We start from the raw sequence: 20,492 nt of genomic DNA, 5'->3' as shown, positions 1-20,492 counted from the left end.
GGGACGACTCCCGAGCACGTGTTCCAGGCGATCAGGGCGGTGGCGGGACTGGCCTGAGCGGGCGCGTCACAACCAGCCCTGGGTCCTGGCCCGCTGCACGGCCTCGATGCGGTTGCGGGTGTGCGTCTTGCCGATGGCCGAGGACAGGTAGTTGCGCACGGTCCCCTCCGACAGGTGCAGCCGCCCGGCGATGTCCCCGATCGTGGAGCCGTCCGCCGCCGCCAGCACGTCGCGCTCCCGCCCCGACAGCGGGTTGGGCCCGGCGCTCAGCGCGGCCGCGGCCAGCGCCGGGTCGATGACCCGCTCCCCCGCGTGCACCCGTCGGATGGCCGCCGCCAGCTCCCTGGCCGGGCTGTCCTTGACCAGGAACGCCACCGCCCCCGCCTCCATCGCCGCCCGCAGGTAGCCGGGCCGCCCGAAGGTGGTCAGGATCATCACCCGGCAGCCGGCCACCCGCTCGTTGATCGCGGCGCAGGCGGCCAGCCCGTCCATGACGGGCATCTCGATGTCGAGCAGCGCGATGTCGGGCCCGACCGCCGCGGCGACGGCGACGGCCTGCTCGCCGTCAGCGGCCTCGCCGACGACCTCGATGTCGGGCTCCAGGCCCAGCAGCGACGCCAGCGCGCCGCGTACCATGCCCTGGTCCTCGGCCAGCAGCACCCGGATCACGCGCCCGCCTCCGCTCCGGCCGGGACCAGCACCCGCAGCCGGTGCCCGCCGTCCGCCGCGGGGCCCGCCGTGACCGTGCCGCCGGCCGCCGTCACCCGCTCGGTCAGGCCGCTCAGCCCGCTGCCCGGCTCGTACGCCTGCCCGCCGCCGCTCCCGTTGTCCATGATCTCCAGCATGGCCTGCCGGCGATCGAACGTCACCCTGATCTCACAGGAGGTGGCCCGCGCGTGCCGGACGACGTTCGTGACGCCCTCGCGCACCGACCAGCCGAACAGGCCGTCGAGCGCCTCGGGCAGCGGTGTGCCCGCCACCCGCATCTCGACCGCCACCCCCGCCGCGCGCAGCACCGCCCTGGCGTTGTCGAGCTCCTCCGGCAGGCTGCGCTGCCGGTAGCCGGTGACGGCCTCGCGTACCTCCACCAGCGCCTTCCTGGCGACGGACTCGATGTCCTGGAGCTCCTGCCTGACCTTGGGCGACTCCCCGGCCAGCCGGCCGGCCAGCTCGCTCTTCAGCACGATCAGCGACAGGCTGTGGCCGAGCAGGTCGTGCAGGTCGCGGGCGATGCGCAGCCGCTCCTCCATGGCCGCCAGCCGGGCCACCTCGTCCTGCGCCAGGCGTAGCTTGAGGGTCAGCCCCCGGCTGTTGCGGATGCTGATGAACAGCACCCCGAGCGTCACCACCTGCAGGCAGAGCACGATGAGGCCGTCGGCCGAGCTGCCGTTGAGCAGGCCGGCGGCGATGACGACGATCAGGTTGACCACCATGGCCGGCAGCGCCGCCACGGCCGGCAACGTGAACCCGTAGAGCACGACCGTGTAGACGGGCAGGCTGAGCCACGAGCCGCCGAAGGCGAGCGCGCCGGTCACCCCGAGCACGGTGGTCACCCCCAGCAGCGGGTACGTCCAGCGGCCACGTTCCAGGAAGTTCTTGGCGCTCAGCACGGTCGACAGGAAGGCGCCGACGAACAGGAGGAGCAGCAGGCCCGCCCAGATCGCGCGGGCCCCCGTGAGCACGCCCGTCACGATCTCCGTGATGGGGAAGACCAGGTAGACCAGCCCCACGGAGATGCCCAGCAGCCGCCGCTTGGGCGACGGCGTGCCATCGGCCTCGCCAAAGCTGATCTTCTCCGCGAACCTCATGCCCGTACGGTAACCCGGCGGTAGGCGTACACCGCCGCGCCCCCGAGCACGACCGCCCATCCGGCGACCACGAGCACGTCGGTGACCGGCAGGCCGTGACCGGCCACGATGCTCTGGCCGAGGCTGGCGTAGTGGAACGACGGCGTCAGATCCGCGATCGTCCGCATCGTGTCCCCGAACACCTCGGGCGGGAACCAGAGCCCCCCGGCCAGCGCCAGGGCGAACATGCAGATCATCGCGGCGGGCTGGGCCGCGTCGGCCGACAACACCGACCCGATGGCCAGCCCCAGCGCCACGAACGGCAGCACGCCCAGCCACATGGTGGGCAGCAGCTCCAGCCAGATGCCGACCGGCAGCGACACGCCCTGCAGGACCACCGCGACCAGGCTCACCAGCACCAGCGACGGCAGCACCAGGAACATCGCGACGACCAGCTTGGTGACGATGATCGCCCAGGCCGGCAGCGGGGTGATCTGGAGCTGCCGTAACCACCCGGACTGCCGCTCGGCGGCCCACGGGACGGCCGAGCTCATCATGGAGGAGGCCAGCGCCCCGTAGGCGGCCATCGACACCATCAGGACGACGCTGTAGGAGACCCCGCCCGGATCGGTCTGCGCGCCGTAGATGTTGGCGTTGATCACGTAGAGGACGACGGGGAAGGCGAGCACGAAGATGAGGTAGCGCCGGTTGCGCAGCATCCTCAGGGCCTCGGTCTTGGCGTAGTAGAGCATCAGGACTCCTTGGTGAGAGCGAGGAAGGCGGATTCGAGGTCGGCGCCGGAGAACTGGAGGCCGCGCACGTCGAGCGTGGTGCCCCGGTAGAGCCCGGCGAGGGTGGCGTCGGGGTCGGAGGTGTGCAGGGTGGCCGTGCCGGCCACGACGTCCACGGCGGTCACGCCGGGCAGCCGGTCGAGCCCGGCCACGGACTGGTCGCCGATGGCGAAGCGCACGCGCCGGCCGCCCGCGCCTGCCTTGATCTCGGCGGCGGTGCCGTCGGCCGCCAGCCGCCCCTTGGCGATGACGATGACCCGGTCGGAGTGCTCGTCGGCCTCCTCCAGGTAGTGGGTGGCGAACAGGACGGTACGCCCGTCGGCCGCGTAGTCGTGCATACCGGCCCAGAACCGCAGTCTGGACTCCACGTCCATGGCCGCGGTCGGCTCGTCGAGCAGCAGGATCCTGGGGCCGCCCGCGAGGGCCAGGGCGAATTTGACCCGCTGCGTCTGGCCGCCGGACAACTTGTTCGCCCGGCGGCCGGCCAGGTCTGACAGGTCGGCGAGCTTGAGGATCGTGTCCAGGTCGAGCGGGCGCGGGTAGAGGCGGCGGACGAGGTCGATGAGCTCCTTGACGGAGAGCTCGGGGATGAGCGCCCCGTCCTGGAGCATCGCGCCCATCTCGCCGGCCGCGACCGCCTGGGCCGGACTGCGGCCGTGCACGGCGACCGTGCCGCGGCTGGGCTGGAGCAGGCCGAGCAGCAGGTTGATGGAGGTGGACTTGCCGGCGCCGTTGGGCCCGAGCAGGGCGACGGTCTGGCCGGGCTCGATGGCGAGCGAGAGGTCGTCGACGGCGAGCACGTCCCCGTAGTGCTTGCTGACGTGGTCGAACACGATGGCGTTCATGGAAGAAACGCTAGAGCCCGGGAGCCGGCGGGGTCAGTGTGATCCTTCCGGCGTTGACCATGACATTTGTCAGGCCAGGCGGGCCACCAGGCCGGTGTCGAGGCTGTAGTAGGCGCCGATGACGGTGGCGGTGCCGTACAGGAGGGGGTCGGATCGCAGGCGTGCGACGGTGCGCAGGATGTGGGCGCGGACCATGGGCTCGACCTGGCCGTCGGAGGTGGCGTAGGCGGGCTCCAGGGCGGCGACGATGTGCGGCAGCTCGCCGGGAAGGGTCTCCCGGCGGGATAACGCGCGGGCGGCGGCCGTGACCGCGCCGCAGCGCTGGTGGCCCAGGACCACGACGAGGGGGGCCCGGAGATCCTGCGGGCCGTACTGGACGGCGGCGGTGACCAGCGAGTCGAGCGTGTGCGCCGCGGTGCGGACGACCAGCAGGTCGCCGAGGCCGACGTCGAACACGCCCTCCGGCGGCACCCGCGAGTCGATGCACGACAGCACCACCGCGTACGGCGACTGGCTCGTCGCCACCTGTCTTCTGTGCTGCGGGTCCTGGCGCGGGCGGTGGGACGTGCCCGCCGCCCAGCGCCGGTTGCCCTGCTCCAGTGTTGTCCACATCTGCCTGGCAGTGCCACGCCAAGCGACCGGTTCGTCACGCACGGGTGCGATATGCCCGCGACGCGGCTGGCCTAGCGGGCAGAGGTCACAGACGGCAGGCGTAGATGTCGGTGACCAGGATGGCTCTTGCGCCGATGTCCCAGAGCTGATCCATCACCTGCTGGTGGCCCTTGCGCCGGACCATGGCCCGCACCGCGACCCATCCCTCACGGTGCAGGGGCGAGACCGTCGGGCCCTCCATGCCGGGCGTGAGCGCGATGGCCTCCTCGATCCGCTCGGCGCGGATGTCGTAGTCCATCATGACGAAGTCGCGGGCGTGCACGACACCCTGGAACCGGCGGGTGAACTGGTCGACGGCCGGCGTCTCCGGGGCGCTCTGCCGCTTGATCAGCACGGCCTCCGATCGCATGATCGGCTCGCCGAACACCTCCAGGCCGACGTTGCGCAGCGTGGTGCCGGTCTCCACGACGTCGGCGACCGCGTCGGCCACGCCGAGCCTGATGGCGGTCTCGACGGCGCCGTCGAGCTTGATCACCCGGGCGTCGACGCCCTGATCGGAGAGGTATTTGTCGAGCAGGCCCGCGTAGGAGGTGGCGATGCGCCTGCCGTCGAGGTCCTGGACCGAGGTCATCGTGCCCGCCGTGGCGGCCAGCCGGAACGTGGAGCCGCCGAAGCCGAGCGGCATGATCTCCTCGACCGGCGCACCGGAGTCGATCAGCATGTCGCGGCCGGTGATGCCGACGTCGAGTGTGCCCTCTCCGACGTAGACGGCGATGTCGCGGGGACGCAGGAAGAACAGCTCGCAGCCGTTGGCCTCGTCGACGAGGAAGAGCTCCTTGCTGTCCCTGCGCGTGCGGTAGCCGGCCTCTTTGAGCATGCTCTGGGCGGCCTCGCTGAGCACGCCCTTGTTGGGTACTGCCAGACGCAGCATGTCAGGTCCTTCTGGTTGGTCTCACTGTCGCTGTCTCCAGGTGACGGGCGCCGCCGCGCCCTAGAGATGCTTGTAGACCTGGTCGAGCCCGATGCCCTTGGCGATCATGAGCACCTGCACGTGGTAGAGGAGCTGGGAGATCTCCTCGGCGGCCCTGTCGTCTGACTCGTGCTCGGCGGCCATCCAGCTCTCGGCGGCCTCCTCGACGACCTTCTTGCCGATGGCATGGACGCCGGCGTCGAGCGCGGCCACGGTGCCCGAGCCCGCGGGCCGGGTCGTGGCCTTCTCTGACAGCTCGGCGAACAGCTCTTCGAAGGTCTTCATGGTCTCTCTCGTCGTTCGGCTGACGTGCCTGTTAAGCCTAGTCTGCGATAGAGGGTGACGCTGCCTCGCGTCCGCCACGCGAGACGGCGTGCCTTCCATCAGCGTGTACAGCTCACCCCGTACACGCCCTGCGGGTCCGGAAACGGCACCGCCCGCCGTGCGACTGGGTCGCGCGGCGGGCGGTGTGCGGTGCTGGTGGTGCTCGTCGTGCTGATGTGCTCGTCGTGCTGGTCAGAGACGATCAGCGCTCGAAGCGACGGCCGGCCGAGGTGTTGCGGCGGTAGCCGCCGCCGGTGCCACGCTCGTCCACGGGGCCGCCGGAGCGGTAACCGTCACGCGGCGCGGCGCCACGGTCGTCCGAGCGGAACCCGCCGCCGCTGCGCGGGGCGCGGTCGTCCTGGCGGACAGGCCGGTCGTCGGAGCGGAAGCCGCCCGTGCGGGGGGCGCGGTCGTCCTGGTGGAACGGCCGGTTGTCCCGGCGGCGGTCGTCGTTGAACGTGCGCGGCTCGGCCGCACGCGCGGCCGGACGGTCGCCGTCGGTGTGCCGGCGGGGGCGCCGGTCGTCGCCGGGGGCGAACGGACGGTCGCCGTCCTCGTGCCGGCGCGGACGGCGGTCGCCGCCGCCACTGCCACCGCGACGGCCGCCGCCACGACGGTCGTTGCCGCCCTCGCGGCGCGGGCGCAGCGGCTTGCGGACGTCCGGCTCCCACACGGCGACGGGCTCGCCGCTCGGCACGCGGCCCCCGGTCACCTCGGCGATCCGGGGATGGCCGGGAGTGGCCTTGAGGCGGAACGGGTGGATGCCGGCGCGCCGGGTGAGCGCGTCGGTCGCGCGGCGCTCGTTGGGGAGCACCAGCGTGACGACGGTGCCCTTCTCGCCGGCGCGGGCGGTGCGGCCGCCGCGGTGCAGGTAGCTCTTGTGGTCCTGCGGCGGGTCGACGTGCAGCACCAGGCTGATGTTGTCGACGTGGATGCCGCGCGCCGCGACGTCGGTGCAGACGAGCACGTTGACGGAGCCCTCGCGGAACTCGGCCAGGATGCGCGTGCGCTGGTTCTGGCGCTTGCCGCCGTGCAGGCCGCCGGACTTGACGCCCACCCGGGCGAGCTGCTTGCACAGCCGGTCCACGCCGTGCTGGGTGCGGACGAAGATGATCGTACGGCCCTCGCGGTTGGCGATCTCGGCCGTGACGTCGAACTTGTCGTCGCGCGTGACCTGCATCACGTGGTGCTCCATGGTGTCGACCGGCGAGGTCGCGGGGGCCACGGAGTGGGTGATCGGGTTCTTCAGGAAGCGCTGCACCAGCTTGTCGACGTCGCCGTCGAGCGTGGCGGAGAACAGCAGCCGCTGGCCGCTGGTCGGGGTCTGCCCGAGCAGCTCGGTGACGACGGGGAAGAAGCCGAGGTCGCACATGTGGTCGGCCTCGTCCAGGACGCTGACCTCAATGCTGCCCAGCGAGCACTCACCCTGACGGATCAGGTCGCCCAGGCGGCCGGGGGTGGCGATGACGACGTCGACGCCACGCCGCAGCGCCTCGATCTGCTTGCCCATGGACATGCCGCCGACGATGACCTTCATCCGCAGGCCCAGGCCGCGGCCCAGGGGCTCAAGGGCGTCGTGCACCTGGAGCGCCAGCTCACGGGTGGGCACGAGGATCATCGCGCGGGGGCGGCCGGGGGCCGGCCGCACACCGGCGATACGGGCCATGGTGGGCAGGCCGAAGGCGAGGGTCTTGCCGGAGCCGGTCTGGCCGCGTCCGAGGACGTCGGCGCCGGTCAGCACGTCGGGGATGGTCGCAGTCTGGATGGGGAAGGGACTGTCAATGCCTTGCTTGGCCAGTCCGGTCACCAGCGGCTTGGGCAGGCCAAGCAGCTCGAACTCAGACGGGCCCGGCTCGGGGGTGTTCTCACCGAGCGAGGGCATGACAGCGTCAAGCATGGTCACGAAGTTCGTGCCTTTCAGTCGAAGTGGCGCGTCACTTCTGCGAAAGGACGAGCCGGGACGTACGGCATGGCCGTACTCGTTTCAAGATGCGCCTACCGTCGGGGCGGGCCGCAAGGGGGGATACACCAGGCACCGGCCGCAGGCGGCGCGAGACGCGAGATGATGCGTCAGGTGTATCTGGTGCCAACGCCGGGATGCTATCGGAAATTCCCCGGATAGGTCCGGACCTTCCGAAACCCCCTGGCACGCTGAAGCGGCTGGCGCTGACGCCAGCCGTAGCAGCAGAAAAGATCAGACGTTAAAGCCTAGCATACGAAGCTGCTCGCGCCCCTCATCGGAGATCTTGTCCGGGCCCCATGGCGGCAGCCAGACCCAGTTGATCTTCACGTCGGACACCATGCCGTCGAGCGCCGAGTGGGCCTGGTCCTCGATGACGTCGGTCAGCGGGCAGGCCGCGCTGGTCAGCGTCATGTCGATGGTGGCCACCGGCGCTCCCTCGTCGGCGGGGTCGAGGTGGAGCCCGTAGATCAGGCCCAGGTCGACCACGTTGATGCCGAGCTCGGGGTCGACGACGTCCTTGAGCGCCTCCATGACCTCCTCGACGGTCGTCTGACCGTCGAACTGGGTCGGCGTCTCCACTGGCTTACTCATAGGGCCGCACTCCTCACAACCGCGTCCTTATAGGCCATCCACGAAAGCAACGCACATTTAACACGCGCGGGGAACTTGGCCACGCCCGCGAACGCGACCGCGTCGCCGAGCACCTCCTCGTCGGCCTCCACCTTCCCCCGGCCCTGCATGAGCCGGGTGAACTCGTCGACCACGGAGAGACTCTCCTCGATCGTCGAGCCGGTGGCCAGCTCGTGCAGCACAGAGGCGGCGGCCTGGCTGATCGAACAGCCCTGTCCGTCGTAGGAGACGTCCAGGACCTTGCCGGTGTCGTCCACCTTGACCCTGAGCGTGATCTCGTCACCGCACGTCGGGTTCACGTGGTGAACCTCACTGTCGTACGGCTCACGGAGCCCCCGCCCCTGCGGGTGCTTGTAGTGCTCCAGGATCAGCTCCTGGTACATCGACTCGCCGATCATGGCTATGCGAACACCTTCTGGACGTGATGGAGGCCGCGCACCAGGGCATCGATCTCGCCCGTGGTGTTGTACAGGTAGAACGACGCCCGCGTGGTCGCCGGTATTCCGAAGCGCAGGTGCAGCGGGCGGGCGCAGTGGTGTCCCACGCGTACGGCGACGCCGAACTGGTCGTCGAGGATCTGCCCGACGTCGTGCGGATGGATGCCCTCCAGCACGAAGGACACCGTGCCCCCGCGCCGCTCCATCGAGTCGGGCCCGATGATGCGCAAGGAGGGCAGCTCACGCAGCGCGTCGAGCGCGTAGGCCGTCAGCGTGCGCTCGTGCGCCTCGACGGCCTCCATGCCGACCTCGGTGAGGTAGTCCACGGCGGCGCCGAGCCCGATGGCCTCGACGATCGGCGGCGTGCCCGCCTCGAACTTGTGCGGGACGGCCGCGTAGGTCGAGTGGTCCATCCAGACCGCCTCGATCATCTCGCCGCCGCCCAGGAACGGGGGCATGGCGTCGAGCAGCTCGCCCCGGCCCCACAACACGCCGATGCCCGAGGGGCCGACCATCTTGTGACCGGTGAAGGCCACGAAGTCGGCGTCCAGCTCGGCGACGTTCACCGGGTGGTGCGGCACCGACTGCGACGCGTCCAGCATGATCAGCGCACCGACCTCGTGCGCCCGCCTGGCGATCTCGACGACCGGGTTGACGGTGCCGAGGACGTTGGACTGGTGGGCGATCGAGACGATCTTCGTCCGCTCGGTGATCACGTCGGGCGCGTAGTCGAGCCGCCCGTCGTCGGTGACGCCGAACCACTTGAGCGTCGCGCCGGTGCGCTGCACGAGCAACTGCCACGGCACGATGTTGGAGTGGTGCTCCATCTCGGAGATGACGATCTCGTCACCGGGGCCCAGGGTGAAGCGCGGATCGGTGTTGGCCCGGTTGCCGAAGGAGTAGGCGACCAGGTTGAGCGCCTCGGAGGCGTTCTTGGTGAAGATGACCTCGTCGCGCGACGGCGCCCCGATGAAGCCCGCGATCTTGTCGCGGGCGCCCTCGTAGGCGTCCGTCGACTCGGCGCCGAGCACGTGCATGGCGCGTCCGACGTTGCTGTAGTGCAGCGCCAGATGGTCACGCATGGTCTCGATGACCTGATTGGGCTTCTGGGAGGAGTTGCCCGAGTCGAGATAGACGAGCGGACGCCCGTCGGGCAGCTCGCGGGAGAAGATCGGGAAATCCTTCCTGATCTTCTCCACATCGAAGCTGATGGAGGTCATGCAGATGCCTTCGTGTACTGCTCGTAGCCCTCGGCCTCGAGCTTGTCCGCCAGTTCCGGGCCGCCCTCCTCGACGATCCGGCCGGCCGCGAACACGTGCACGTGGTCGGGCTTCACGTAGCGCAGGATGCGGGTGTAGTGCGTGATCAGCAGCACGCCGGTGTCACCGGAGGCGCGGAAGCGGTTGATGCCCTCCGACACCACGCGCAGCGCGTCGACGTCGAGACCGGAGTCGGTCTCGTCGAGCACGGCGATCTTCGGCTTCAGCAGCTCCATCTGGAGGATCTCGTGGCGCTTCTTCTCGCCGCCGGAGAAACCCTCGTTGAGGTTGCGCTGGGCGAAGGCGGGGTCGATGGACAACGCGTCCATGCCGGCCTTGAGGTCCTTGGCGAACTCACGCAGCTTGGGCGCCTCGCCGCGGACCGAGGTGACGGCCGAGCGCAGGAAGTTGGACACCGACACGCCGGGGACCTCGACCGGGTACTGCATGGCCAGGAACAGGCCCGCGCGGGCCCGCTCGTCGACCGACAGCTCCAGCAGGTCCACGCCGTCGAGCAGCACCTGGCCGCTGGTGATCGTGTACTTGGGGTGGCCGGCGATCGCGTAGGCGAGCGTCGACTTGCCCGAGCCGTTGGGGCCCATGATGGCGTGCGTCTCGCCGGACTTCACGATCAGGTTGACGCCGCGCAGGATTTCCTTGTCCTCGACGGCGACCTTCAGGTCACGGATCTCTAGGGTGGACATGTTCGCTATGACTCCTTCGAGAGCGAGACGAGGACGTCGTCGCCGTCGACTTTGACTGTGTAGACGTTCACGGGCTTGGTCGCGGGCGGGCCGGTGGGCTTGCCGGAGCGGATGTCGAAGCACGAGCCGTGCAACCAGCACTCCAGGGTGCCGTCGTAGACCTCACCCTCGCTGAGCTTCACCTCGGCGTGGGAGCAGACGTCGTGCAGGGCGAAGACGACCTCGCCCTTGCGCACGAGCGCGACCGGGATCTCTCCCACCTCGACGCCGATGACCCCTTCGTCAGGGATGTCATCGAGCTTGCAGACCTTCTCGAAACTCATCTGGCGAGCTCCGCATCGACGGCGCTGAGCACTCGCTCGCGAATCTCCTCGATCTGGATCTTCTCGATGAGCTGGCCGAGGAAGCCCCTGATGACCAGACGGCGAGCCTGGTCGTAGGGGATGCCGCGGGCCTGGAGGTAGAAGATGTGCTCGTCGTCGAGGCGGCCGGAGGCGGAGGCGTGCCCCGCTCCCGCCACCTCTCCGGTGAGGATCTCCAGGTTGGGCACCGAGTCGGCGCGGGCGCCGTCGGTGAGGATCAGGTTGCGGTTGAGCTCGTAGGTGTCGGTGCCCTCGGCCTCGACCCTGATGATCACGTCGCCGATCCAGACGGCGTGCGCGTCCTGACCCTGCAGCGCGCCGCGGTAGTCGACGTTGCTCTTGCAGTTGGGCTGAGAGTGGTCGACCAGCAGGCGGTGCTCCAGGTGCTGCCCGGCGTCCACGAAGTAGACGCCCGACAGGTCGGCGTCGCCGCCGGGAGCGCTGTAGGAGACGCTGGGCGACAGGCGTACGAGGTCGCCGCCGAGCGTCACCGCGAAGCTGCGGAAGGTCGCGTCCTTGGCGAGCCGCGCATGGTGGTGGGAGACGTGGACCGCGTCGTCGTCCCAGTCCTGCAGGCTGACGACCCTGAGCGTGGCGCCGTCGCCGACGACGAACTCGACGTTGTCGGCGTAGACGGCGCTGCCCTTGTGGTCGAGCACGATCAGAGCCTCGGCCATCGGCTCGACCTTGACCACGATGTGGCCGTAGGACGCGCCGTCACCGGAGCCGGTGAGCGTCAGGACGGTCGGCTTGGACGTGACGACCTCGCGCGGCACCGTGATCACGGTGGCCTTCTCGAAGCTGTTCCACGCCTGCGCGCTGACCCGGTCGGCGGGCGTGTAGGACTTGCCGAGGCGCGGGTCGTCGCGGCCGACGGTCTCGACGACGACCTCGGGGGCCGCGTCCACGTCCACGCGGACGTGGCCCGCGGGCTCTGCCTTGCCGGTGTGCAGGCCCTTCAGGCGAGAGAGCGGCGTGAAGCGCCACGCCTCCTCGCGCCCGGTCGGGACCTCGAAGTCGTCCAGGTCGAAGGACGCCTTCTCGTGCAGGGTCGACAAGGGCTTCTCGTTCAGGCCCATCAGCCGACGGCTCCTTCCATCTGCAGCTCGATCAGCCGGTTGAGCTCGAGCGCGTATTCCATGGGCAGCTCACGGGCGATCGGCTCGACGAAGCCGCGCACGATCATCGCCATCGCCTCGTCCTCGCCGAGCCCGCGGCTCATGAGGTAGAAGAGCTGGTCCTCACTGACCTTGGAGACCGTGGCCTCGTGCCCCATCGAGACGTCGTCCTCGCGGACGTCGACGTAGGGGTAGGTGTCGGAGCGGCTGATCTGGTCGACCAGGAGCGCGTCGCACTTGACGGTGCTGGCGCTGCCGTGGGCGCCCTCCTCGATCTGCACGAGACCGCGGTAGGAGGTGCGGCCGCCGCCGCGCGCCACCGACTTGGAGATGACCGTGGAGCTCGTGTTGGGCGCCAGGTGCACCATCTTCGATCCGGCGTCCTGGTGCTGGCCCTCGCCGGCGAACGCGACGCTCAGCGTCTCGCCCTTGGCGTGCTCGCCCATGAGGTAGACGGCCGGGTACTTCATCGTGACCTTGGAGCCGATGTTGCCGTCGATCCACTCCATGGTCGCGCCCTCGTAGGCGACGGCGCGCTTGGTGACCAGGTTGTAGACGTTGTTCGACCAGTTCTGGATGGTCGTGTAACGGCAGCGGGCGTTCTTCTTCACGATGATCTCGACGACCGCGCTGTGCAGCGAGTCGGAGGAGTAGATCGGCGCGGTGCAACCCTCGACGTAGTGGACGTAGCTACCCTCGTCCACGATGATCAGGGTCCGCTCGAACTGGCCCATGTTCTCGGTGTTGATCCGGAAGTAGGCCTGCAGCGGGATCTCGACCTGGATGTTCGGCGGCACGTAGATGAACGAGCCACCGGACCACACCGAGGTGTTGAGCGCGGCGAACTTGTTGTCGCCCACCGGGATGACGGAGCCGAAGTATTCCTTGAAGAGCTCTTCGTGCTCCTTCAGGCCCGTGTCGGTGTCGACGAAGATGACGCCCTTCTCCTCAAGGTCCTCACGGATCTTGTGGTAGACGACCTCGGATTCGTACTGGGCGGCGACGCCGGCGATGAGGCGCTGCTTCTCCGCCTCGGGGATGCCGAGCTTGTCGTAGGTGTTCTTGATGTCGGCGGGCAGCTCGTCCCAGGAAGCGGCCTGCTTCTCGGTCGAGCGCACGAAGTATTTGATGTTCTCGAAGTCGATGCCGGTGAGGTCGGAGCCCCAGGTGGGCATCGGCTTCTTGCCGAAAAGGCGCAGGCCCTTCAGTCGCAGGTCGAGCATCCACTCCGGCTCGTTCTTGAGCGCGGAGATGTTGCGGACGACCTCCTCGGACAGGCCACGTTTTGCCGCCGACCCGGCGGCATCCGAGTCGGCCCAGCCGAACTTGTAATTGCCGAGGCCTTCCAGCTCCGGGCGGTCGGTGACAGTCACCTTCCGGTCTCCTTGCTCTCTACGTTGAGGTTCTTGGCCTTGTACGCGCCATCACCCAGTGATTGCGGGCTCACGTGCGTCGTGCAGACCCCGTCGCCGTGTGCGATCGTGGCCAGGCGCTGCACCGGGGTGCCGAGCAGTTGCGCGAACGCCTCCGTCTCGGCCTCACAGAGCTGCGGGAACTCCGCGGCCGCGTGTGCCACCGGGCAGTGATGCTGGCAGAGCTGGTCGCCGCCCGACTTGGCCTTGCTGGCCGAGGCGGCATACCCCTCCGCTGACAGCGCCTGCGCCAGCACTTGCACGCGCTGGTCCGCCGGCACCGTCCGCATGACCGGCTCCAGCCGCGTCAGCAGGCTCGACACCTGCGAGCGGGCGAATTCGGCCACCGCTTCGTCTCCCAGGCGCTCGGCCAGGAAGCGCAGCGCGCTCCCGGCCAGGCCGTCGTAAGCGTGCTCGAAGGCACTGCGCCCCGCGTCCGTGATGGCGAACAACTTGGCCGGCCGGCCGCGACCACGCTGGCCGCGCGGCCGAACCGTGCGAGGCTCGATCATCCCGTCGGCCAGCAGCGCGTCCAGGTGACGGCGGACGGCGGCGGGCGTGAGCCCGAGCCGCTCGCCCAGCGCGGCGGCCGCGACGGGACCATGCTCAAGAATCAGCCTGGCGACACGCGCGCGGGTGCCGCGCTCGCTGCCTGGCTCCATCGTGGGCATGTTTTTCACAACATCAGTGTGCCGTAATTCCTTCCCACTTCACAAATGGATCTGACCAGGGGCGGGAATGGAATTAATCACGCAGGGTAGCCTTACCTAACCTGAGGTCGGCCCAGAATCGTGAAAATCACGGCCGAGCAGCACATGAGCCCGAGCATGACACAGGCCATGGGCACGGCGGTCCCGCTCCCGGCGAGTCCGACCAGCGGGGCCGCGGCGGCGCCCAGCGCGAACTGCAGCACGCCGAGCAGGGCCGAGGCGCTGCCCGCCACCTGGGCGGGCTGCGAAGCAAGGGCGAGCGCGCCGGTGGCGGGCAGCGTGAGGCCCTGGCCGAGCATGATGACGAACAGCCCGGCCACGATGCCCCCCAGGCCGAACAGTCCGGAGAGCGCGACGATCATCAGCAGGACCGCGCCGGCCAGGCTGATGACGAGGCCGGCGCGGACCAGGAGGGCCGGGGGGACCCGTCCCGACAGCCGGCCGCCGATCTGGGCCGTGACGGTCAGGGCGAGGGCGTTGAGGCCGAAGATGAGGGAGTACTGCTGGGGCGTGGCGCCGTACACCTCCTGCAGGACGAACGGCGAGCCGGAGATGTAGCCGAACATCGCCGCGAACGCCAGCCCCGCCGTGAGCGCGGAGCCCATGAACGCGCGGTCGCGCAGGAGCCCCCCGAACGTGGTCGCGGTGTGCTTGAGCCCGCCGCTCTCGCGCCGTTCCGCGGGCAGCGTCTCGCGTACGCCGGGCAGCACGGCCAGCAGCAGCACCAGCCCCGCCACCGACAGCGCCACGAACACGCCCCGCCAGGAGGTGACCGCCAGCAGTTGCGCCCCGGCGATGGGGGCCAGGATCGGCGCCAGGCCGCTGACGAGCATGAGCGTGGCGAAGATGCGGGCGATGGCGGCGCCGTCGTAGAGGTCGCGGACGACGGCCCGCACGATGACCAGGGCGGCGCCGCCCAGAATGCCCTGAAGCAGGCGGAAGGCGATGAGCATGGGCACCGAGGGCGCAAACGCGCACAGCAGCGAGGCCACCATGAACCCGGCCACGCCCACGATCAGCGGCACCCGCCTGCCGCGCACGTCGCTCACCGGCCCGGCGATCACCTGGCCGACGGAGACGCCGATGAGGCAGGCGGTGAGGGTGAGCTGGACCTGGGCGGGGGCGCTGAGCATCTCGGAGGTGATGGCGGGCAGCGCGGGGAGGTACATGTCGATGGAGAGCGGCCCGATCGCCGACAGCGCCCCCAGGATCAGCAGCAGCAGCCCGCGGCGGCGCTTGGCGGTCTGCCCTGCGGCGTGTTCGGCGATCTGCCCTGCGGCGCGCTCAGCGGACTGCCCGGCGATCTGCCCTGCGGCGCGTTCGGCGATCTGCCCAGCGGACTGCCCGGCGGACTGCCCGGCAGCGTGCTTGGCGGACTGCCCGGCGGCGCGCTTGGCGGTCTGCCCGGCGGCGGACGTGGCTTCTGCCACGGACATGCGTGAACACCTCTCCCTCGTAGGTCGTGGACCCACGAGGGCCGAGGGAGTCAACCGTGATTCGGTCCTCCGAATTCCCGGTTATCAGATGAATTCAAGCGATTTCGCGTAATTGGATGACGGACAACACCGCACCCTGCGGATCGGCGAACAGCGAGAACCGTCCTGGCGGGCTCTCGGCGCCGTCGACCATGACGTGCGCTCCCGCCTTCGCCGCGGCCGCCGTGGTGGCGTCGACGTCGGCGACGGCGAAGTAGGTCATCCAGAAGGACGGCGTCTGCGTGGGATAGTCGGCGAACATCCCGATCATCCCGCCGATGACCGGCTCGCCCAGGTGCCAGTCGGTGTATTCGGCGCCCGAGAGGTCGAGCGGCTCCGGCCGCCAGCCGAAGACCTCCGCGTAGAAGCGCTCGGCGGCGGGCTCGTCGCGGGTGACCAGCTCGTTCCAGCAGAGGGAGACGGGCTCGTTGACCAGCTCGGCGCCGTGGTGCTCGCCCGCCTGCCAGGCCGCGGCCCGCGATCCGTCGGGCGCCTGGAAGACGGTCATGCTGCCTTGGTCGAAGACCGCCATCGGCTCCATGGTGACGGTGCCACCGGCCTTGCGGACCCGCTCGGCGACGGCGGCGACGTCGTCCGTGGCGATGAACGTGTTCCACGCCGAGGAGCCCTCCCCTGTCATGACCGGGCCCAGCCCGGCGACCTTACTGCCGTCGTGGACGAACATGCCGTAGCCGCCCGCCGCCGGATCGTCGATCATGTCGGCCCGCCAGCCGAAGACCTCCTCGTAGAAGCGGATGGAAGCCTGGACGTCGATGCTGGACAGATCAACCCAGCACGGAACCCCGGGGTCGAAACCACTGCGTCGCGACATTGGCCACCTCCTGTGACGGGGAATTCACCGCCAGCGTCGCACCCGGGACCGACACTTTCCGGAAAATGACCGGGTCGGGACCTGTCCACAACCGGCCACGCTCACCTGCGGCCCGGACCGCCCGGCACAGTCCCTAAACTCGTGGCCATGGAATCCCCAGCCGTCGAGATCGTCGACCTGGTCAAACGCTACGGCGGAACGACGGCCGTCGACGGCCTCACGCTCCGCGCCGAGCGCGGCGCCGTCACCGCGGTCCTCGGCCCCAACGGGGCGGGCAAGACGTCCACGGTCGAGATCTGCGAGGGGTTCCGCGCCGCCGACGCGGGCACGGTCAGGGTGCTGGGCCTGGCTCCCACGCGGTCCGAGCTGCGGCCCCGGGTCGGCGTCATGCTGCAGGCGGGCGGCGTGCCGCCCGCGATGCGCTGCGGCGAGTGGCTGCGGCTGGTCTCCCGCTTCCACGCCCGCCCGCTCAACGCGCACGCCCTGCTGGAGCGCCTCGGGCTGGCCGGCCACGCGCGCACGCCCTACCGGCGGTTGTCGGGCGGGCAGCAGCAGCGGCTGTCGCTGGCCGCGGCCGTCATCGGGCGGCCGGAGCTGGTCTTCCTCGACGAGCCGACGGCCGGTCTCGACCCGCAGGCCAGGCACGCCTGCTGGGAGCTGGTCGGCGAGCTGCGCGGGGCCGGCGTGTCGGTGGTGCTGACCACGCACCACATGGACGAGGCCGAGCGGCTGGCCGACCACGTGGTGATCATCGACAGGGGGCGGGTGGTGGCCGAGGGCAGCCCCGCCTCGCTGACGGGGGCGGAGCGGCAGCTCAGGTTCAGGGCCCGGCCGGGGCTGGCGCTGGAGGAGTTGCTCAACGCGCTCCCGGCCGGCAGCGCGGCCAAGGAGTCGCCGGCCGGCCACTACATCATCGAGGGCCAGGTGGGCCCCGAGCTGCTGGCCACGGCGACGGCCTGGTGCGCGGCCGAGGGCGTCACGGCCGACGACCTGCGCATCGAGCGCCGCACGCTCGAAGACGTCTTCCTGGAGCTGACCGGCAAGGAGCTGCGATGACCGCGCACGACGGGACCTCCGGCGCGCTCGACTTCACCCCGTCCCCCGGCGCTGCGCCGTTCCCGCGCATGGTGCTCGCCCAGGCCGGGGCGGAGGTCCGGGCGATGATGCGCAACGGCGAGCAGTTGCTGCTCACCCTGATCATCCCGGTGCTGCTGCTGGTCGGCTTCTCGGTCGCGCCGCTGATCGACGTCGGCGGCGGCAGCCGGGTCGACTTCCTGACGCCCGGGGTGCTGGCGCTGGCCGTCATGTCGACGGCGTTCACCGGGCAGGCCATCGCGACCGGCTTCGAGCGCCGCTACGGGGTGCTGAAGCGGCTCGGGGCGACCCCGCTGTCCAGGGCCGGGCTGATGCTCGCCAAGACGGCCGCCGTCGTCGCCGTGGAGGTGCTCCAGGCCGTGGTGATCGTGGTCGTGGGGCTGGCGCTGGGGTGGCGGCCGCACGGGTCGTTTCTGAGCGCGGCGCTGCTGGTCGTGCTGGGGACGGCGGCGTTCAGCGGGCTGGGGCTGCTCATGGCGGGCACGCTGCGCGCGGAGGCGACGCTGGCCGCGGCCAACCTGGTCTACCTGGTGCTGCTGGGCGCGGGCGGGGTGATGTTCCCGCTGTCGAAGTTCCCCGAGTCGGTGCGGCCGGTGCTGGAGGCGCTGCCGATCTCGGCGCTGACGGGCGGGCTGCGCTCGGTGCTCGCGGAGGGCGCCGCGCTGCCACTGGGGCCGGTGGCCGTGCTGGCGGCCTGGGCGGTGGTGTCGCTGGCACTGGTCTCACGCACGTTCCGCTGGGAATGACCTCATTCGGGCTGGGGTTGGGCGGGTTCCGGGCGGAGGGCGCCGTAGCGGCGCCTGGTGAGGGCGGCCACCACCGTCAGCGGGACCGCGGCGGCCGCCGCCAGGCCGAACAGCAATCCGTACGCCCCGCGCTCGGCCAGCGGCCCGGCCGCCCACGACGAGACCGCGCTGCCCACGAAGAGCGCTGAGGCGAAGAACGCGATCGTGGTCCCCCGGGCCTCCGGCACCACGGAGGTGGCCCACGTCTGCAGCGAGGAGTGCAGGAACGACCAGCCGCCGCCGAGCAGCAGCGCGGTGACGGCCACCGTCGGCATGCTGACGTGCACGGTCACGATCAGGAACCCCAGGCAGAGCTGCGCACCGCCGACGGTCATCAGCACGGGCGCCGGCCAGCGGCCCGACAGGCGCTTGACCAGCTTCGAGAACATCCACAACCCCAGCCCGTAGGCGGTGATGCCCAGCCCCGCCACGGCCGTGGACCACCCGATGTGCTCCAGGGCGGTGGCCAGGAACGGCATCGCGCCCAGCATGATGGCCCCTTCGGTGAACGCCAGCCCGAAGACCAGCAGCGCCCACCGCTGGCCGAGCACCGCGCCCAGATAGCGGACCACCCCCGGCGCGGCTCCCTGGGCTCGGGGCGGCTCGGGAAGCGAGCCCAGCGTCAGCGCGCACACCAGGCCGCAGAGGGCCGGCACGACGAACGCCACCCGCCAGTCGACCAGCCCGGCGAGCACTCCGCCGAAGCCCGTGGCCAGCGCCGTGCCGAGGGCGGCGGCGCCCATCAGGTCGGTCAGCGCGCGCTGGCGCACCGCCGGCCGGACCGTGTCGCCCACGTACGTCAGTCCCGTGGGGATGACCGCGCCGAAGCAGGCGCCCGTCACGATCCGGGCCGCCACCAGCGCCCCGAGCGCCGGCATCAGCGCCGAGACCACCCCGGCCAGCGCCGCGCCGAACAGCGCCCCGCGCATCACCCGCACCCGGCCGAACCGGTCCGACAACACGCCCCACAGCGGCTGCGTCAGCCCGTAGGCGAGGTAGTAGCCGCTGGCGGCGACGACCGCGGCCGACAGCGGGACGTGCAGGTCCACCGAGATGAGCACGAGCATGGGGCTCACGGCGAAGCGGTCGAAACTGCTGACGAACGAGGACACGGACAGGGCGAACGGCGGCCGGGTCAGGTCGGTGGAGACAACGGGGGATTTCATCCGTACACAGTCCATTTGTCCAGATAAATGATCAAAATCAAACTACTACACAGGCGAATCAGGGAATGTCACCGGGCTCAAGTACGCTCACACGGTTGCCCATCGTCTCCCGAGGAGCTCCGTGACCGCCTTCGCCCTCGACGATCCGATCGATCGCGGCTCCGGCCTGCCCCGGCCGGGAAGCCTGCCTCGGCCGGGAAGACTGGTGCGCACGGCCGCCGACTCGGTCCCGCCCTCCGGGCTCGTGCTGCTGTCCATCGTCTCGGCGCAGCTCGGCGCCGGATTCGCCAAGGAGCTGTTCGCGGCGCTGCCGCCGAGCGCGGTGGTGTTCCTGCGCATCACGGCCGGCGCGCTCATCATGGGGGCGCTGGCCCGGCCGAGGCTGAGGGGGCTGTCCTGGCGTGACTGGGCGGTCGGGATCGGCTTCGGCGTCATCCTCGCCGTGATGAACCTGTCCTTCTACCAGGCCCTGTCGCGGCTGCCGATGGGCATCGCGGTGGCGGTCGAGTTCCTCGGGCCGCTGGTTCTGGCGGTGGTCGTCTCGCGGCGCCGGCTCGACCTGCTCTGGATCGGCCTGGCGGGAGGCGGCGTGGCGCTGCTCGCCCCGTGGGGCGATTCCACCGCGGTGAGCTGGGTCGGCATCGGGTTCGCGATGGCCGCGGGAGCCTGCTGGGCCGGCTACATCGTGTTGTCGGCGGCGGCCGGGCGGCGTTTCCCGGGCGCGAGCGGACTGACGTTCGCGATGATCGTCTCGGCCGTGCTGATCGCTCCCGTCGGCGTCGCGACCGGCGGGGCCGAGTTGTTGCGGCCGGAGCTGGTGCTGATCGGGCTGGGCGTGGGGCTGCTGTCGTCGGCGATCCCGTACACGCTGGAGCTGCAGGCGCTGCGGCGGATGCCCCAGCACGTGTTCGGCATCCTGATGAGCGTGGAGCCGGCGGTGGCGGCGGTGATCGGAGTGCTGCTGCTGAGCGAGTTCCTGGCGGGGCAGCAATGGGCGGCGATCATCTGCATCGTGGCCGCCAGCCTGGGATCGACCCGGATGAACCGGGAACGCAAACCGCCGGTCCCACCGGGCGACCACCCGGACGGACCGGCAGCACCGGCCGCCTGAACCGCTTGGGATCAGTCCTGCGGCGCCACCCGCCTGAGATCGGCCCTGATGCACCTGCGGCCCAGAACGCTTGAACCGTTTGTGCCGGAGGGGCGCCGGATCGA

General features: G+C 70.5%; 22 protein-coding genes. 3 read left to right on the top strand and 19 right to left on the bottom strand.

The features are described from left to right. Positions 1-66 precede the first annotated feature (66 nt). From ACWD0F_RS11945 to ACWD0F_RS11860, 18 genes are all read right to left on the bottom strand, one after another. Positions 67-669, bottom strand: a complete 603-nt coding sequence (locus tag ACWD0F_RS11945; RefSeq protein WP_449874453.1) for a response regulator — start codon at positions 667-669, stop codon at positions 67-69. Continuing rightward, positions 666-1,808 carry a sensor histidine kinase gene (locus ACWD0F_RS11940; RefSeq protein ID WP_449874451.1) on the bottom strand — a complete coding sequence of 381 codons (1,143 nt, stop codon included), beginning with the start codon at positions 1,806-1,808 and terminating at the stop codon, positions 666-668. Before ACWD0F_RS11940 ends, ACWD0F_RS11945 begins: the two co-directional genes overlap by 4 nt. Further along, entirely contained in the window at positions 1,805-2,539 is a 735-nt protein-coding gene (locus ACWD0F_RS11935; protein ID WP_449874449.1) for an ABC transporter permease, read from the bottom strand. The genes ACWD0F_RS11940 and ACWD0F_RS11935 overlap by 4 nt, the downstream gene beginning before the upstream one ends. Beyond that, the gene (locus ACWD0F_RS11930; protein ID WP_449874447.1) at positions 2,539-3,423 is read right to left on the bottom strand and encodes an ABC transporter ATP-binding protein; all 885 of its coding nucleotides are present in this window, start codon (positions 3,421-3,423) and stop codon (positions 2,539-2,541) included. The genes ACWD0F_RS11935 and ACWD0F_RS11930 overlap by 1 nt, the downstream gene beginning before the upstream one ends. A gap of 69 nt (positions 3,424-3,492) precedes the next feature. After that, entirely contained in the window at positions 3,493-4,035 is a 543-nt protein-coding gene (locus ACWD0F_RS11925) for a carbonic anhydrase (protein WP_449874445.1), read from the bottom strand. 85 nt (positions 4,036-4,120) lie between these two features. Continuing rightward, on the bottom strand, positions 4,121-4,966 hold the full coding sequence (hisG, locus tag ACWD0F_RS11920; RefSeq protein ID WP_449874443.1) for an ATP phosphoribosyltransferase: 846 nt from the start codon (positions 4,964-4,966) through the stop codon (positions 4,121-4,123). A 60-nt stretch (positions 4,967-5,026) separates the two neighbouring features. Further along, positions 5,027-5,290, bottom strand: coding sequence for a phosphoribosyl-ATP diphosphatase (locus ACWD0F_RS11915; RefSeq protein WP_132516046.1), 264 nt, complete (start codon positions 5,288-5,290; stop codon positions 5,027-5,029). Positions 5,291-5,531: 241 nt separating this feature from the next. Further along, a complete protein-coding gene (locus ACWD0F_RS11910) occupies positions 5,532-7,226 on the bottom strand; it encodes a DEAD/DEAH box helicase (RefSeq protein WP_449874440.1) in 1,695 nt (564 codons plus the stop codon). A 297-nt stretch (positions 7,227-7,523) separates the two neighbouring features. Next, positions 7,524-7,883 carry a metal-sulfur cluster assembly factor gene (locus ACWD0F_RS11905; RefSeq protein WP_449874438.1) on the bottom strand — a complete coding sequence of 120 codons (360 nt, stop codon included), beginning with the start codon at positions 7,881-7,883 and terminating at the stop codon, positions 7,524-7,526. Further along, the gene (sufU, locus tag ACWD0F_RS11900) at positions 7,880-8,320 is read right to left on the bottom strand and encodes a Fe-S cluster assembly sulfur transfer protein SufU (RefSeq protein ID WP_449874436.1); all 441 of its coding nucleotides are present in this window, start codon (positions 8,318-8,320) and stop codon (positions 7,880-7,882) included. Before sufU ends, ACWD0F_RS11905 begins: the two co-directional genes overlap by 4 nt. Before the next feature lie 2 nt (positions 8,321-8,322). Then, the gene (locus ACWD0F_RS11895; RefSeq protein ID WP_449874434.1) at positions 8,323-9,579 is read right to left on the bottom strand and encodes a cysteine desulfurase; all 1,257 of its coding nucleotides are present in this window, start codon (positions 9,577-9,579) and stop codon (positions 8,323-8,325) included. Continuing rightward, positions 9,576-10,322 (bottom strand): Fe-S cluster assembly ATPase SufC, encoded by a 747-nt coding sequence (gene sufC, locus ACWD0F_RS11890; RefSeq protein ID WP_449874432.1) that lies wholly within the window; start codon positions 10,320-10,322, stop codon positions 9,576-9,578. The genes ACWD0F_RS11895 and sufC overlap by 4 nt, the downstream gene beginning before the upstream one ends. 5 nt (positions 10,323-10,327) lie before the next feature. Then, entirely contained in the window at positions 10,328-10,645 is a 318-nt protein-coding gene (locus tag ACWD0F_RS11885) for a Rieske (2Fe-2S) protein (RefSeq protein ID WP_449874430.1), read from the bottom strand. Then, the gene (gene sufD, locus ACWD0F_RS11880; protein WP_449874428.1) at positions 10,642-11,763 is read right to left on the bottom strand and encodes a Fe-S cluster assembly protein SufD; all 1,122 of its coding nucleotides are present in this window, start codon (positions 11,761-11,763) and stop codon (positions 10,642-10,644) included. The genes ACWD0F_RS11885 and sufD overlap by 4 nt, the downstream gene beginning before the upstream one ends. Beyond that, entirely contained in the window at positions 11,763-13,175 is a 1,413-nt protein-coding gene (sufB, locus tag ACWD0F_RS11875; RefSeq protein ID WP_449874426.1) for a Fe-S cluster assembly protein SufB, read from the bottom strand. Before sufB ends, sufD begins: the two co-directional genes overlap by 1 nt. Beyond that, complete coding sequence (locus ACWD0F_RS11870; protein WP_449874424.1) at positions 13,172-13,885, bottom strand: helix-turn-helix transcriptional regulator; 714 nt, start codon at positions 13,883-13,885, stop codon at positions 13,172-13,174. Before ACWD0F_RS11870 ends, sufB begins: the two co-directional genes overlap by 4 nt. A 92-nt stretch (positions 13,886-13,977) precedes the next feature. Continuing rightward, a complete protein-coding gene (locus tag ACWD0F_RS11865; RefSeq protein ID WP_449874422.1) occupies positions 13,978-15,360 on the bottom strand; it encodes a multidrug effflux MFS transporter in 1,383 nt (460 codons plus the stop codon). A gap of 94 nt (positions 15,361-15,454) precedes the next feature. After that, positions 15,455-16,231, bottom strand: coding sequence for a VOC family protein (locus ACWD0F_RS11860; RefSeq protein ID WP_449874420.1), 777 nt, complete (start codon positions 16,229-16,231; stop codon positions 15,455-15,457). A gap of 147 nt (positions 16,232-16,378) precedes the next feature. On the opposite strand from ACWD0F_RS11860, the gene ACWD0F_RS11855 reads away from it, so the two are divergent. Both ACWD0F_RS11855 and ACWD0F_RS11850 read left to right on the top strand, forming a co-directional pair. Continuing rightward, positions 16,379-17,287 (top strand): ABC transporter ATP-binding protein, encoded by a 909-nt coding sequence (locus ACWD0F_RS11855; protein WP_449874418.1) that lies wholly within the window; start codon positions 16,379-16,381, stop codon positions 17,285-17,287. Beyond that, complete coding sequence (locus tag ACWD0F_RS11850) at positions 17,284-18,072, top strand: ABC transporter permease (RefSeq protein ID WP_449874416.1); 789 nt, start codon at positions 17,284-17,286, stop codon at positions 18,070-18,072. Before ACWD0F_RS11855 ends, ACWD0F_RS11850 begins: the two co-directional genes overlap by 4 nt. A 2-nt stretch (positions 18,073-18,074) precedes the next feature. On the opposite strand, the gene ACWD0F_RS11845 is transcribed toward ACWD0F_RS11850, so the two are convergent. After that, entirely contained in the window at positions 18,075-19,277 is a 1,203-nt protein-coding gene (locus tag ACWD0F_RS11845) for an MFS transporter (protein ID WP_449874415.1), read from the bottom strand. Between the two features lie 121 nt (positions 19,278-19,398). Here ACWD0F_RS11845 and ACWD0F_RS11840 point away from each other — a divergent pair, with 121 nt between their 5' ends. Beyond that, positions 19,399-20,388, top strand: coding sequence for an EamA family transporter (locus tag ACWD0F_RS11840; RefSeq protein WP_449874413.1), 990 nt, complete (start codon positions 19,399-19,401; stop codon positions 20,386-20,388). Positions 20,389-20,492: the final 104 nt, after the last annotated feature.

This window comes from Nonomuraea sp. NPDC002799, assembly GCF_053592075.1.
This window is presented reverse-complemented; position numbering and strand designations above follow the sequence as displayed.

Excerpts from the sequence above, each read along its gene's own strand:
- ACWD0F_RS11850 (WP_449874416.1), top strand. The coding sequence starts at position 17,284 with ATGACCGCGCACGACGGGACCTCCGGCGCGCTCGACTTCACCCCGTCC.
- ACWD0F_RS11870 (WP_449874424.1), bottom strand. The coding sequence starts at position 13,885 with ATGCCCACGATGGAGCCAGGCAGCGAGCGCGGCACCCGCGCGCGTGTC.
- ACWD0F_RS11940 (WP_449874451.1), bottom strand. The coding sequence starts at position 1,808 with ATGAGGTTCGCGGAGAAGATCAGCTTTGGCGAGGCCGATGGCACGCCG.
- hisG (WP_449874443.1), bottom strand. The coding sequence starts at position 4,966 with ATGCTGCGTCTGGCAGTACCCAACAAGGGCGTGCTCAGCGAGGCCGCC.
- sufD (WP_449874428.1), bottom strand. The coding sequence starts at position 11,763 with ATGGGCCTGAACGAGAAGCCCTTGTCGACCCTGCACGAGAAGGCGTCC.
- ACWD0F_RS11845 (WP_449874415.1), bottom strand. The coding sequence starts at position 19,277 with ATGAAATCCCCCGTTGTCTCCACCGACCTGACCCGGCCGCCGTTCGCC.
- sufU (WP_449874436.1), bottom strand. The coding sequence starts at position 8,320 with ATGATCGGCGAGTCGATGTACCAGGAGCTGATCCTGGAGCACTACAAG.
- ACWD0F_RS11910 (WP_449874440.1), bottom strand. The coding sequence starts at position 7,226 with ATGCTTGACGCTGTCATGCCCTCGCTCGGTGAGAACACCCCCGAGCCG.
- ACWD0F_RS11935 (WP_449874449.1), bottom strand. The coding sequence starts at position 2,539 with ATGCTCTACTACGCCAAGACCGAGGCCCTGAGGATGCTGCGCAACCGG.
- ACWD0F_RS11895 (WP_449874434.1), bottom strand. The coding sequence starts at position 9,579 with ATGACCTCCATCAGCTTCGATGTGGAGAAGATCAGGAAGGATTTCCCG.
- ACWD0F_RS11905 (WP_449874438.1), bottom strand. The coding sequence starts at position 7,883 with ATGAGTAAGCCAGTGGAGACGCCGACCCAGTTCGACGGTCAGACGACC.
- ACWD0F_RS11915 (WP_132516046.1), bottom strand. The coding sequence starts at position 5,290 with ATGAAGACCTTCGAAGAGCTGTTCGCCGAGCTGTCAGAGAAGGCCACG.
- ACWD0F_RS11865 (WP_449874422.1), bottom strand. The coding sequence starts at position 15,360 with ATGTCCGTGGCAGAAGCCACGTCCGCCGCCGGGCAGACCGCCAAGCGC.
- sufC (WP_449874432.1), bottom strand. The coding sequence starts at position 10,322 with ATGTCCACCCTAGAGATCCGTGACCTGAAGGTCGCCGTCGAGGACAAG.
- ACWD0F_RS11930 (WP_449874447.1), bottom strand. The coding sequence starts at position 3,423 with ATGAACGCCATCGTGTTCGACCACGTCAGCAAGCACTACGGGGACGTG.
- ACWD0F_RS11860 (WP_449874420.1), bottom strand. The coding sequence starts at position 16,231 with ATGTCGCGACGCAGTGGTTTCGACCCCGGGGTTCCGTGCTGGGTTGAT.
- ACWD0F_RS11855 (WP_449874418.1), top strand. The coding sequence starts at position 16,379 with ATGGAATCCCCAGCCGTCGAGATCGTCGACCTGGTCAAACGCTACGGC.
- ACWD0F_RS11925 (WP_449874445.1), bottom strand. The coding sequence starts at position 4,035 with ATGTGGACAACACTGGAGCAGGGCAACCGGCGCTGGGCGGCGGGCACG.
- ACWD0F_RS11885 (WP_449874430.1), bottom strand. The coding sequence starts at position 10,645 with ATGAGTTTCGAGAAGGTCTGCAAGCTCGATGACATCCCTGACGAAGGG.